Here is an 11,593-nt window from a genome sequence, read left to right as displayed (position 1 = left end):
CGGTGCAGCGCCGCCTGAAGGCGCGCAACACCGGCGGCCGCGACTGGGAGGAGTTCCCGGCCAACCTGTGCCTGACGCACTATCTGGACGGCATCGCCAACGTCGACGAGCTCCACATGCCCACGCTGGGCCGCCGCGGCCTGACGCTGCGGGCCTTCGACACGCAAAAGCGCCAGTGGTCCATCTACTGGGTCAGCAGCCCGTCGGGTCGGCTCGATCCCATCCCCGTCGTCGGCGGCTTTCAGGGCGGCCGCGGTGAGTTCTATGGCGAAGACAAGGACGGCGACAAACCGGTCAAGGTGCGCTTCATCTGGGAGAACCTGGACCGCGACCATGCCCGCTGGGCGCAGGCTTTTTCCTACGACGACAAGACCTGGGAGACCAACTGGACCGCCGAGTTCACGCGCGCAGATCCGGCACGACTCTGCGACCAGGGACGGCCGCGGCGGTCCTGAAGTCCCCGGAAGACAAGCCCGCGGTCCGACACAGTCGACCACTCATCAGCAGGCCCAGGGCTTCGGGGCTGCTGAGCGTCAGATGCATCAAGGCGACTCGGTATCAGCCCAGCACATTGCCTGCCTTGAGCTCGCGCAGACGCTCACGCAGTCGTCGCAATGCAGCGTGGTGGATCTGCGAGATGCGGCCTTTGGTCAGCGCGAGACCCTGTGCAATTTCGTCGAAGGGCTGCTGTTGGAAGTAGTGTCTGAAGATCACTCGCCGTTCTACCTCGGGTAGCTGCTCGACAAGTTCGGCCAGTTGCCGGCTCAGTTGAGCAAACTCAATACGTGCATACGCGTTATCGGGCTCACCCGGCTCACCCACTTGCTCGTACTCGCCCTCAAGTGCAAAACCCAGAGCCAACCCGATCGCAAGGTCGCTGAGCCGCTCAAGCGCGGATCTATCTTCCTCGGCATCTTCCTGGCGCAAAGACTCCGCTCGCTCGCGCGCCTGGTCGTGRCGGGCGGCAAACTGCCGCTGGAATTCGCTGTAGCTGGGCAGGCCATTGAGGATGGCCCCCTCGATTCGATAGGTGGCAAACGTCTCGAAGCGCACGCCACGTGCGGGCGTGTAGCGATCAATCGCCTCAAGCAGGCCCACGACACCCAGTTGCACGAGGTCTGCGAACTCCAATTCGTTGCCCAGCCTGCGCGCATAGACGCGCGCGGCCAGGCGCCGGACGAGGGGCGTGTAGGCATCCACCAGCCTGGCTCGCTCCACAGGAGACTGGCGGCTGGCCCAGCTCGCAGCGTGCTCAGTGGATGGTGCCGAGGAGGGAACGGGTGACGATGTTCCAGCCATCGATCAGCACAAACAGCAGCAGCTTGAGGGGCACCGATACGGTGGTCGGAGGCACCATCATCATGCCCAGTGCCATCAGCACGCTCGCGACGATGAGGTCGATGAGCAGGAAGGGCAGGAAGATGATGAAGCCGATTTGAAAGGCCATGCGCAACTCGGACAGCATGAAGGCCGGGATGAGGTGCAGCATGCTGACATCGGCCAGGCTCTGGGGCCGTTCAGCTTTGGCCAGTTCGATCATCAGGCCAAGATCCTGCTCGCGGGTCTGCCTGACCATGAACTCCTTCAGCGGTTCGATGCCGCGCTCGGCGGCGACCGCCATCTTGGCCTTGCCGGCAAGATAGGGCTGCACCGCCTCGTCGTTGAGCCGCTGCAGCACCGGCTGCATGGAGAACAGCGTCAGGAACAGCGCCAGGGTGATGATGACGACGTTCGGCGGCGACTCCATCAACCCGATGGCATGGCGCAGCATGGACAGCACGACGACGATGCGCACGAAGCAGGTCATGCAAATCAGCGCAGCAGGAATGAAGCTGAGTGCCGTGAGCCCCAGGAAGATGCGCAGGGCCGAGGCCATCTCCGGAGACTGTGCCCCTTGTTCGGCCAGGTTCCAAGGCGAAGGTGGTGTACCCGCAGCCCATGCCACGCCGGCAGTGAGCAGCAGGCTCGCCGCGAACAAACGATGCAACTTCATGCCTGCTTTACCTCGTCCTCTAGGTCGTCGCGCAGGCATTGCGTCCCTGCAGGACCGACGCTGAGCAACAGGCGCCTCCCGGCATAGCGCGTGACGACGAGCTGGGTCTGCCCGCTCAGGCTCCGGCTCTCCAGCACATCAATTAACGTCGACCGACCTCGCGGCCATGCCTTCGACACCAGGCTGCGGCGACGCAGGCCCCAGATGATCACCACGAGCGCAACGAGGCAGAGCATGGTCGCCAGACCCCATTGGGAGCCGCTTGGAAGCCCTGTGTCCTCGGCTACCCGGAAGGGAATGGCCGCGCTGGCTGAAGTGCCCGGAGGGTTCATGACTGGGATTCGTGGGGTGCGACCTGCACGATGCGGATGCCGAACTGCTCGCCCACGGCGACCAGCTCGCCCCGGGCGATCACGTTGTCGCCCAGCATCACGTCAAAGGGCGCATTGAGGGCTCGGTCGAGCGTCAGCACCGCGCCCTCCCGCAGAGAAAGAATCTCGCCCACCTTGCTGCTGGCATGACCAGCAACCACGGTCAGCTGGGCCTTGACGCCTGCCAGGGCGGCAAGGCGCTGGCTGGGAGCGGCGGATTGGGAGCCGGGCTGCTCTGCAAGCGCGGGAAGTTCAACGGATTGGATCGTCATGGCAGTAGGAACCAGATCAGGAAGCCAGCCAGCGCAAGGCACGCTGGGGCGGGTTGGCGATCGTGCCGAGATGGCCGGACAGTTCAAGTGAGCTGCCGGGTGCCAGGACACGAAGCGGCGCATCAAGCGACTCTTTCAGCAGCAGGACGTCACCGGGCGCGAGCTGCATCAACTCCTCGACGTTGATGTCTGCTTTGCCCAGCTCGGCCATCAGGGGCACAGGCGTATCGGCGAGAGCTTGTTCGAGGTTCACTTTGGGCAATGCCTCAGGCGCCGGCGACTTCAGCCTCCCGGACGCTCGCAACTGCGCGCATGTCATTACAAATCCACAGCGTTGGCCGAGCATGTCAACCGCGATGCGAATGCCTTGGTCACCCAAGGGCCCATGCTCCTCTGCGGCCGCCGGCTTTACCCCAAATACCTCACGGACCTGAAGCTGCAATGAGGCGATCACACGCTGGACGACTACGCCGACCAGCGGCGATCCATGGGCGTCGAAGCTGAAGAGGGCCTGAGCCAGGGACTGCTTCCACGCCGGAGACGGCTCGCCCAACAGATCGACAAAGTCGAGCGCATCCGTGGCGCCAGCGGCAACCGGCTGGCATTGCACTGGCCCCGGCGCAGGAACGTTCCACCTGACCGTCCAGCTCGACAGCAGGCCGCCCACCTCCTGGGCGATCTCGCCGCAGATCGCTTCAGGCAGCCAGGTGAGGCGACGAACAGAGCTCAACGGTGACCCTTCATGTCAAACAGGTCTTGCAGCAGCTCGTTGGCCGTCGAGACGATCCGGGAGGACGCTTGATAGCCGCGCTGGGCGACGATGAGGTCCGAGAACTCGGTCGCGAGGTCGACGTTGGAGCCTTCGATTTGATTGGAGCCAATGCTGCCGAAGCCTGCCTGGTTCGCCTGCCCGACATGCACGCCTTGCCGTGAGTCGTAGGTGAAGTCGCTGCCGTCTTGCGGCTTGAGCTCCGCGTTGGCATCGAACCTGGCCAGCGCGACCTTGGAGCCTTTCGCAGTCTGGCCGTTCGAGTAGGTCAGGCTCATCGTGCCGTCGGCCTCGAAAGCGATCTGGCTGAGCGTGCCTACGGCATAGCCGTCACTGCTGCCAATGGCAAGGGTCGACGAGGAGCCGGTGTCGAAGCTGGTGACGTTGCCCGAAAAATCGAGGGTGACGCTCGTCCCGGCCACGCCCGGGGGCGTATAGGTGAAGCTCAGCGTGTTTGCAATGGGCGACGGAATGCCGCTGACAAACTGAATCTCTCCGCTTGCCACATCGGTGGTCCCGTCCGTGACCTTGACCACCCAGGTACCGGCCGCCCCGGTCTTGGGTGTGAAGTTGACCTTGAGCGTGTGCTCGCCGCCGACAGCGTCCACGAGCTTGAGGCTGGACAGGTTGAACTCCGTGGCGCTGCTCGAGAGATTGCCGGTCATCTTCACCGCCGTCGTCGCCTTCGGCGCGTAGATGCGCAGGCCGTCCAGCGTGATGGGCGTCTGGGCGCTTGCGGTCGTCAGGCCGATCACTTGCCTGTTCGTTCCGCGTGTGACGAGCACACCGTCGCGATCGAATTCAAACTGACCGGCACGCGTGTAGACCGCCTCGCCAGAGTCCTTCTCACGGGTAACGAAGAACCCTTCACCGTTCACGTTCAGATCCAGCGGGTTGCCCGTCTGACGGAGCTCACCACTCTGAAAGTTCACGACGGTGTGGCTGAGCGCCACGCCACCGCCGAACTGGGTCGCGCCATCGGTGGCCTGCCCCGAGCCGTCGCCAGGACTGGCGTAATAGCGGCTAGCGAACAGCGAGTCGCTGGCCTTGAACCCAGGTGTGTTGAGGTTCGCGATGTTGTTGCTGATGACCTTGAGGTCTGCAGAGAAGGTCTGCAATCCGCTGGTGCCGATGAAGATGGAGTCGAGCATGGTGCTTCCTTTGGATTCGTCTAACGGACGGCCGTGACGCTGGCCAGGTTGATGTCGGCGACAAGGCCACCGCTGCTGGTTTTAACGGTGAGGCGCGGCGCTCCTGAGGTGAACGACAGCGCGGTGACGGTTCCGGATGTGGCGCCGGTTTCCGTCGTCACATCCACGGTTTTTCCAAGCAGGCCCACCGACTGCATCGATGCCTGTGCTGTCAGCAACGAGCCAAGCTTGTCGTTCATCTCCTGCGTTTGCTGCAGCGATGTGAATTGCGCCAACTGGGTCACGAACTCCTGGTTATCCATGGGCTTGAGCGGATCCTGGTTGCCCAGCTGGGCGACAAGGATCTTTAGAAAGTCCTGGATGCCGATCTGAGTGACTGCGTTTGCAGCGGCGGTACTAGTTGCCATGGGGAGTGGTTTGAATGTTGGAAGTCTGTTGTGGGGCCGGCTCAGCGGACGAGCTGCCATCGCTTGCCATGCCGTCTTCCACTGCAGCGTCGCCATGCCTGCGTTGGTGTCCGTTGACAACAACCTGCACACGCGCATAACCGGCCTGCATCAGCGCCCTGGCAAGCTCCTGTGCCGCCACCTGCGATTCGAGAGAGTTCAGTTGGGCATCTCTCATGGACGCAAGGACTTGCTGCTCGTTCAATTCGCGCAGCATCAGGTGCTGCGACGCGGGCTCGCTCTCCGGATTGGTGGCCGAGAACCGAGGCCGCGCGCGGGCCGAAGCTTCTGCATCACCTTCTTCAATCGAGGATGGCAAGGCTGAGGGGCCCTCGCTGAGCAAAGCAATGTGCGCGGTTTCAGAAGTGGTTGATGTGACCGTCGCCACTGCCAGTGCTTGTTCCGGGGCGGCACCCCGGATGGACGCCTGGGCGCCCCAGCTGCGCCTGTCGATCTCCAAGCCGGTCATGTGCGAGCCAGCGTTTGCGTCAAGCGGCACGAGCGGTTGCATGGAAATGCTTACCGTCGGCATGGCGACCTTGGCGTCCGTCGTTTCGCCAATCACCGCGCTGGCACCTCGGTCGGACGCACCAGGCACCGGATCTTTGACGGCGCCTGCGCTCTCAATGGCGTCCATCGTTTCGCCAATCACCGCGCTGGCACCTCGGTCGGACGCACCTGGCACCGGATCTTTGACGGCGCCAGCGCTCTCAAGCGCGGCGCCGTACGCGCCTTCAAAGGCAGCCGGCCGAGGAAGGGATTGGACCGATTTCAACGAAACCACCGTGGCGGGGCGCGACGTTGATCCGTTCGCCAAATCCGATTCAAGCGCAGCGCGCAGAGTGCCTTCAAAGGCTGCAGGCCCAGCAAGGGATTTGACGGACTCCAGGGATGCCAGCGTGGTGGACCGCGACGTTGATTCGTTCGCCGATGCGGAGGCACCGGTTCCGGCGCCTGCACTCTGCGGCAAGCGTGCTCCCTCTTTCGCCAACGTTGTGGGCGCGCGGGAGTCTGCATGCCTTCCATCATTCTTCGCGTCGACACGAGTGCCAGCGTTACCCTGAGCCTGCGGGGAGGCCAATCGGGAAGCGTTGACGCGGGCACTGGAATCCGCCTCTGCGTTCGAGGCCTCCATCTGGAACCCGGCTTGGGGCTGAAGCTGCTGCGCCTGTCCCCAGGTGTCCAACCATTGGCGTTCGAGGTCCTGCAGCAGCCGCCTTTGCATGACCGCGCTGTCGTCGAGCCGATCTTTCGGCGGGGCATTGCCATGTATCTGAGTCATTTCAACCTTCCGACAAAGAAGCTTTCCGTTTTTTACCGTCGACAACGTCGAAGGACTCTCCAGCCGCCCCGTTCCGTTCAGCGTGAGCGGCGCCGCCAGCAATCCGTCCCAGCAGCCATGCTTCCGCATTGCTCTGAAGCTCGGTGGCCCTCGCGCTGCGCCGCAACTGCTCTGCCGACTGTCTGGCGATCTTTTCCAATGTGCGCTGGACGGCGTGGCTTTGTTTCAGTTCAGCCACCGCCGCATCCACCTGCTCGCGACACGCCTGCTGAGCGTGCTCGGCTTTCACGGCCTCGTCGCTCAGGAAGCCGTGGAAGCGCAAGTACACCGCATCGATTTCCCGGCTCGAGGCGGCAGCATGGCGCCGATTCGCCCAGTCCTGGCGCAACGACTTGAGGTCCCCCATCGCRCTGTCCCTGAGTTGCTCAGCCTCGAACAGCTCGTCCCATGCATGCCGGGTGCGCTGGAGGTGATCCAGGGTCTTGGCCTGGTGAGCCCGGACCGCGGTATGAAGCCAAGTCTTGCGCGGCTTCATGAGGCGGCCTGCCTGGCGAGCGCATGAGCCAATGCCGTGCGCGTTTCTTGAAGGGTAGAGCGGGCTGCCGTCGCCTGTCGCAGGAAACCGTTGATGCGGTCCCAGTTCTGAAGCGCGTGATCCAACGATGGATTGCTGCCGGCCTTGTACAGGCCCATGTCCACCATTTCATGCTGACGCTTGTGGACCGCGAGCAGCGAGCGAAGCTGCTGAGCCAGTTCGTGATCACCAGCGTCCAGCAGATCCGCGTCGAGGCGGCTGACGCTGCTCAGGACGTCGATGGCCGGGTAGTGGCCACCACTGGCCAGTTCGCGGCTCAGAACGATGTGCCCGTCCAGCGTGGCCCGCAGCGCATCCGCGACGGGCTCATTCATGTCGTCGCCTTCCACCAGCACGGTGTACAGCGCGGTGATCGATCCCATGCCCTGCAGGCCGCCGCAGCGCTCGCACAGAGAGGGAATTGCGGAGAACACCGACGGCGTGTAGCCGCGTGCGGTAGGGGGCTGACCTGCCGCGAGGTCGATCTCGCGCCTGGCCATGGCGAAGCGGGTGATCGAATCCATCATCAACAACACATGCCGTCCCTCGGCCCGGAAGTACTCGGCAATGCTGGTCGCGGTTTGCGCGGCGCGAGCACGCACGACCGCGGGTTGCTCGGCAGTCGCGACAACGATCACCGTACGCGCCAGCGCCTCGGGGCTGAGCCGCTTCTCGATGAAATCCTGCACTTCGCGACCACGCTCGCCGATCAAAGCGATCACGGCGACATCCGCCGTCAGGTTGCGCGCCAGCATGCCCAGCAGGGAGCTCTTGCCAACGCCGCTGCCCGCGAAGATGCCCATGCGCTGGCCCTTGCCCAGCGGCAGCATGGCGTCGATGGCACGGATGCCCGTCTCCAGCGATTCGCTGATAGGGGCGCGGGCAAGCGGGTTGAGGGGAGGCGGATGTAGCGGCATCTCCAGCGTTGGCCCCACCGGAACGCTTTCCAGYGGGCGAGCAAAAGCGTCGACCACTCGGCCCAGCAAGCCTGGGCCGACAGGCACGCTGGGCTGAGCGTCCAAAGCAAGCACTTCGGTTCCGACRATCAAACCCTTGCAGTGCCCATACGGCATCAGCGTCACACGTTGGTCGTGGATGGCGACAACCTCGGCCTCGATGCGGTCGCCCTCAGGCGTGCGCAGCTCGCAAATATCGCCAAGGGCCACCGCCGGACCCGAGGATTCGACGCCGAGGTCCGTCACGCGCGTGACCCGTCCCACGCGCCTGTACAGCGGCAGTCGAGCGAGCGCTTGAGGCCAGGTCGACACAGCTCAGCCCTTGATCGCGGCGCGCTCGCGCCGGGCAGTGTCCAGGGTCTCGCGCAGCAGGGCGAGCTGCACCTCGAGGCGTGCATCCAGAGTCTGGAGGTCGGATTGAATCAGGCAGCCTCCCAGGCTCACGCGGTCGGAGGGCGCAAAGGTCAACCCCTGTGGCCAGTTCTCCGCGTCGGTCGCCCGGCAGGCCYGGAGGCCCGCCAGATCCCGCGCGTGCAGCAAGACGGTCAGCGTGCCGTCCACCTGCGCCTCGTCAAGAACCTGCCGCACGACGGCGGCAACGTCCTCCGGCGCCTGTTGGCCCAGCAGGCGTGCGACGGCGATGAACGTCCACTCGGTGACCTCCGCCGCCAGCCGCTCACGCAGCGTCTGCGCCTGGCCGGCCAGGGCAGTCGCCAGGCCGCGCCATTTCTCGGCCTGTTCCTTGACATGCCGGTCCTGGCGCTCCTTGAGCTCCAGGTCGAACCGCGCCTTGGCCTCGCGCTCCGCCTGTTGCTGCGCGGCCTGCTGAGCCGCCCGGCGGCCCTGCTCTTCGCCATCCTTGCGGCCTTGCTCCATGCAGCGGCTCTTCAGCAGTTCCAGGTCGGACTGGCTGATCCAGACGCCCGGCTCGGTGGGCTGCTCGACGGGTTGCGTCGTCTCGCCGCGCAAGATGACGCGTGACGCAAGGGCATCCATTGCGTGGCCGGCCTTCAGCACTGACACGGCCTTCACGACGCGGCCTCCGGCAGCTGCGCCAGCTCACGCCAGCTTTGCATCACAGCCTCATGGAGTGCGGGCGTCCAGCCAGGCCCGGCGACAGCACTGGGGCGAGCCAGGAGTTCGTGAGGCCAATGCTGCAGGAYGGCGTCCCGTTGCGGCACGGGCAGTGCGGCGAGGAGCAGGCTCTGCACCGCGGGGGCCTCGTCTGCAAGTACCAAGCAAAGGGCTCGCGCCTCGCCCGTCGACATCGGATGGTCCGGCGCAGCCTCGCTCAGCGCAACCCGGATCACCTCGTCATCGGGCGGTATGCCCAGCTCGCTCAACTCGGCCAGAAGCTCGCCCAGCGTCTGCCGAGACTGCACCGGCAGCTGATTCAGCAGCCATTCGCGATCCGCTTGGCCAAGCGCATGCAGGGCCAGCGCGGTGCGGCGCAAGCCTGCAGGAGTGTCCGAATCCAGGTTCATGCCTGCGGTTCCAGCCATTGCTTCAGCTTGGCCAGCATGGCCTCGCGCTCACGCTCGCTGAGCGAGGGCCCGACAGCAGCCTTCGGCGCACGCCGGGTCCACCACAGCACGCCGACGACAACCAGCGTCAGGGCCAGCATGACGGTGAGAACCACCGCCACTGGCGCCGCTGCCCGCTCGGCGACAGGCTCGCTGGAACGCGCGCGCGGAGTGAGCGGTTGGGGCGTGGTGACAGCTACCTGGCTGGCCGCCGCAACCGGCACAGATGCGGCCGCTCCCAGTTCGGCCATCGAATGCACCGCCACCACGTCGCCACGCGAAGGTTGGAGGCCTACGGCCGTCGCGACAAGTTGGCGCACGCGCGCAATCTCAGCTTCTCCCAGATTGCGCCTGACCACGACCGCCACGTTGAGATGCGAGATCTGGCCGCCCTGCGACACCGTTTGAGCCACGCGCTTGCCAGGCTGGTAGTCGGTCTCCTGGGTCTGCACCTGCGTGGAAGCGCCGCCATTCGCGTTCGCGTCGCCAGCAGGCTCCTTGACCACGGTGCGTTCACGCGTGATGACACCCGCGAGATGACCTCCGCGCTCGCCTTGCGGCGCGCCCAAGACTTCTTCCGTCGTCACGCGCGACTGTTCGTGATTGAGCACCACGTCCACCGCGACCATCGCTTCGCCAGGCTGGAACATCTGGTCGAGCAGGCGCGCCGCCTTGCGCGAGAGATGCGCTTCCAGGCCCTGGCGCGCATCGAGCTGGCCGGCTGCCTGGGTCGTGTCCTCACCACCGGCCTTCGACAACACGACACCGTGCTGGTCCAGCACCGTGACGTCATCCGGCTTGATTTCAGGCACAGACGCCGCAATCAGGCGTTGGATGCCCACGACCTGATCGGCACGCAGGGCCTGGCCGCCCTTGAGAGACACGCTGACCGACGCCTTGGCCTTGGGGCCGTCCTTGCGAAACAGGGTCTGATCAGGCAGCGCCAGGTGAATCCGGGCGTCCTGGACCTGGTCGATGGCGAGGATGGTTCTCGTCAACTCACCCTGCAGCGCGCGCTGGTAGTTGACCTTCTGCACAAAGTCGCTGACACCGAAATCAGCGTTGTTGAAGAGCTCGAACCCCACGGCACCATGCAGCGGCAGCTGCTTGCCCATCACCGCCAGCCGCGTGCGGTGCACGCTGTCCGCCGCGACGAGGATGGCGCGGCCATCCTCGCTCAGGCTGTAGGGTTGCTTGAGTTTGTCCAGCTCGGCGGTCAGCACCGCCGCGTCACGCTCGGCCAGGTCGGAGAACAAGACCGCCTTGGGTGCGCGCTGGGCCCACCATGCAAAAGCCAGGACGATTGCAAGGATGGCTGCCAAGCCCAGGCCAAAGCCCAGCTTCTTGCGGGCCGACCATCCAGCGAAGAAACCGCCCAACATCGCGGTTCGAGATTGCGTTGCCATCAAATTACACCTGCATGCGCATCACTTCTTGATACGCCTCCAACACTCGGGACCGCACCTGACTGGCGACTTGAAGCGCCAACCGGGCCTGCTCCAGTTGCAACATCACGTCGTGCAGGTTTTCGGCCGTGCCCGACGCCAGCTTGTTGATGCCTTGCTCAGCGCTGACCAGTTGCGTGTTCAGGCTGCCAAGTTCCCGCTCCACCCAGTTTGCAAAGCCCGGTGCCGCAGCACCCGTGACGCCAACTTGCGGCGTCTGCAGCGCCTGGGGCTGAATGGCCTCAAGGGCCTCGATCGCTTGAAAGCTCATCCCTGGCCTCCCAGATCCAGCGCCTTGGCGGCCATGGCCCTGGCAGTGCTCGCCACCGCCACGTTCGCTTCGTAGGCCCGCAGCGCCGTGCTCACGCTGACCATTTCGGTGGCCTGATCGACCGGGGCGTAGGCCACGAACCCCTGTGCATTGGCATGCGGATGCCCTGGGTCATGCACCAGGCGAGCAGCCAGATCCGCCGCAACAAGCTTGACTTCGCGTGGCAGCACCGCAGGCTCGGCAAGCCCCAGCGCGCGATTGAAGTTCACCTGCAGGGGTTGGGCGACAACCTTTTGAACCGCATAGGGCGCCTGACCGGCGGGCGCACTGCTGTGCATGTTCGCGAGATTGAGCGCGGCGACATCGACGCGGCGCTTCTCGAAGTCCATGCCGGCGGCGGCAATCTGAAATACGGCGCGGTAGTCCATCAGCGACGACCCTCCTGCACGGCCACGGAAAGGATGCTCAGCTGCCGGCCCATGGCCTTCAGGAGTGCCTGGTACTGCAAGCTGTTGCTTGACAGCGCAGCCATCTCGGCAT

Annotated in this window: 16 protein-coding genes; 1 reads left to right on the top strand and 15 read right to left on the bottom strand. The window is 64.8% G+C overall.

Translation table 11 applies throughout. The features are described from left to right. The coding region (locus tag ACXJKR_RS13160) for a hypothetical protein (RefSeq protein ID WP_457323216.1) at positions 1-455 on the top strand (455 nt) is incomplete at its 5' end. A gap of 103 nt (positions 456-558) precedes the next feature. Here the strand turns inward: ACXJKR_RS13160 and ACXJKR_RS13155 are convergent. Genes ACXJKR_RS13155 through ACXJKR_RS13085 form a run of 15 tightly spaced genes read right to left on the bottom strand, consistent with a single transcriptional unit; the run spans position 559 to position 11,481 of the window. Further along, on the bottom strand, positions 559-1,200 hold the full coding sequence (locus tag ACXJKR_RS13155; protein ID WP_457323215.1) for a sigma-70 family RNA polymerase sigma factor: 642 nt from the start codon (positions 1,198-1,200) through the stop codon (positions 559-561). Between the two features lie 52 nt (positions 1,201-1,252). After that, entirely contained in the window at positions 1,253-1,993 is a 741-nt protein-coding gene (gene fliP / locus ACXJKR_RS13150; protein ID WP_457323214.1) for a flagellar type III secretion system pore protein FliP, read from the bottom strand. Continuing rightward, positions 1,990-2,325: a flagellar biosynthetic protein FliO gene (locus ACXJKR_RS13145; RefSeq protein WP_457323213.1), complete on the bottom strand. Its 336-nt coding sequence runs from the start codon at positions 2,323-2,325 to the stop codon at positions 1,990-1,992. The genes fliP and ACXJKR_RS13145 overlap by 4 nt, the downstream gene beginning before the upstream one ends. After that, positions 2,322-2,636 (bottom strand): FliM/FliN family flagellar motor switch protein, encoded by a 315-nt coding sequence (locus tag ACXJKR_RS13140; protein ID WP_457323212.1) that lies wholly within the window; start codon positions 2,634-2,636, stop codon positions 2,322-2,324. Before ACXJKR_RS13140 ends, ACXJKR_RS13145 begins: the two co-directional genes overlap by 4 nt. Before the next feature lie 16 nt (positions 2,637-2,652). Next, positions 2,653-3,366 (bottom strand): FliM/FliN family flagellar motor switch protein, encoded by a 714-nt coding sequence (locus tag ACXJKR_RS13135; RefSeq protein WP_457323211.1) that lies wholly within the window; start codon positions 3,364-3,366, stop codon positions 2,653-2,655. Continuing rightward, positions 3,363-4,556 (bottom strand): flagellar hook protein FlgE, encoded by a 1,194-nt coding sequence (locus ACXJKR_RS13130; RefSeq protein WP_457323210.1) that lies wholly within the window; start codon positions 4,554-4,556, stop codon positions 3,363-3,365. The genes ACXJKR_RS13135 and ACXJKR_RS13130 overlap by 4 nt, the downstream gene beginning before the upstream one ends. Before the next feature lie 20 nt (positions 4,557-4,576). Beyond that, positions 4,577-4,963 (bottom strand): flagellar hook assembly protein FlgD, encoded by a 387-nt coding sequence (locus ACXJKR_RS13125; protein WP_457323209.1) that lies wholly within the window; start codon positions 4,961-4,963, stop codon positions 4,577-4,579. Next, positions 4,953-6,284: a hypothetical protein gene (locus tag ACXJKR_RS13120; protein ID WP_457323208.1), complete on the bottom strand. Its 1,332-nt coding sequence runs from the start codon at positions 6,282-6,284 to the stop codon at positions 4,953-4,955. The genes ACXJKR_RS13125 and ACXJKR_RS13120 overlap by 11 nt, the downstream gene beginning before the upstream one ends. 1 nt (position 6,285) lies before the next feature. After that, positions 6,286-6,819, bottom strand: coding sequence for a hypothetical protein (locus tag ACXJKR_RS13115; protein ID WP_457323207.1), 534 nt, complete (start codon positions 6,817-6,819; stop codon positions 6,286-6,288). Then, positions 6,816-8,126: a FliI/YscN family ATPase gene (locus ACXJKR_RS13110; protein ID WP_457323206.1), complete on the bottom strand. Its 1,311-nt coding sequence runs from the start codon at positions 8,124-8,126 to the stop codon at positions 6,816-6,818. The genes ACXJKR_RS13115 and ACXJKR_RS13110 overlap by 4 nt, the downstream gene beginning before the upstream one ends. A 3-nt stretch (positions 8,127-8,129) precedes the next feature. Further along, positions 8,130-8,783 (bottom strand): FliH/SctL family protein, encoded by a 654-nt coding sequence (locus ACXJKR_RS13105; RefSeq protein ID WP_457323205.1) that lies wholly within the window; start codon positions 8,781-8,783, stop codon positions 8,130-8,132. Positions 8,784-8,842: 59 nt separating this feature from the next. Then, entirely contained in the window at positions 8,843-9,268 is a 426-nt protein-coding gene (locus ACXJKR_RS13100) for a hypothetical protein (RefSeq protein WP_457323204.1), read from the bottom strand. A 26-nt stretch (positions 9,269-9,294) separates the two neighbouring features. Then, positions 9,295-10,743, bottom strand: a complete 1,449-nt coding sequence (gene fliF / locus ACXJKR_RS13095) for a flagellar basal-body MS-ring/collar protein FliF (RefSeq protein WP_457323203.1) — start codon at positions 10,741-10,743, stop codon at positions 9,295-9,297. 4 nt (positions 10,744-10,747) lie between these two features. Next, positions 10,748-11,053 carry a flagellar hook-basal body complex protein FliE gene (fliE, locus tag ACXJKR_RS13090; RefSeq protein WP_457323202.1) on the bottom strand — a complete coding sequence of 102 codons (306 nt, stop codon included), beginning with the start codon at positions 11,051-11,053 and terminating at the stop codon, positions 10,748-10,750. After that, entirely contained in the window at positions 11,050-11,481 is a 432-nt protein-coding gene (locus ACXJKR_RS13085; protein WP_457323201.1) for a flagellar basal body rod protein FlgC, read from the bottom strand. The genes fliE and ACXJKR_RS13085 overlap by 4 nt, the downstream gene beginning before the upstream one ends. Between the last annotated feature and the right edge of the window lie 112 nt (positions 11,482-11,593).

The organism is Roseateles sp. P5_E11 (genome assembly GCF_054049355.1).
Note: the sequence above shows the minus strand (reverse complement) of the source record. Positions and strands in the feature narration are given on the sequence as shown.

Bases quoted from the DNA above. Each gene is read 5' to 3' on its own strand.
- fliF (WP_457323203.1), bottom strand. From the start codon at position 10,743: ATGGCAACGCAATCTCGAACCGCGATGTTGGGCGGTTTCTTCGCTGGA.
- ACXJKR_RS13130 (WP_457323210.1), bottom strand. From the start codon at position 4,556: ATGCTCGACTCCATCTTCATCGGCACCAGCGGATTGCAGACCTTCTCT.
- ACXJKR_RS13120 (WP_457323208.1), bottom strand. From the start codon at position 6,284: ATGACTCAGATACATGGCAATGCCCCGCCGAAAGATCGGCTCGACGAC.
- ACXJKR_RS13085 (WP_457323201.1), bottom strand. From the start codon at position 11,481: ATGGACTACCGCGCCGTATTTCAGATTGCCGCCGCCGGCATGGACTTC.
- fliE (WP_457323202.1), bottom strand. From the start codon at position 11,053: ATGAGCTTTCAAGCGATCGAGGCCCTTGAGGCCATTCAGCCCCAGGCG.
- ACXJKR_RS13125 (WP_457323209.1), bottom strand. From the start codon at position 4,963: ATGGCAACTAGTACCGCCGCTGCAAACGCAGTCACTCAGATCGGCATC.
- fliP (WP_457323214.1), bottom strand. From the start codon at position 1,993: ATGAAGTTGCATCGTTTGTTCGCGGCGAGCCTGCTGCTCACTGCCGGC.
- ACXJKR_RS13145 (WP_457323213.1), bottom strand. From the start codon at position 2,325: ATGAACCCTCCGGGCACTTCAGCCAGCGCGGCCATTCCCTTCCGGGTA.
- ACXJKR_RS13140 (WP_457323212.1), bottom strand. From the start codon at position 2,636: ATGACGATCCAATCCGTTGAACTTCCCGCGCTTGCAGAGCAGCCCGGC.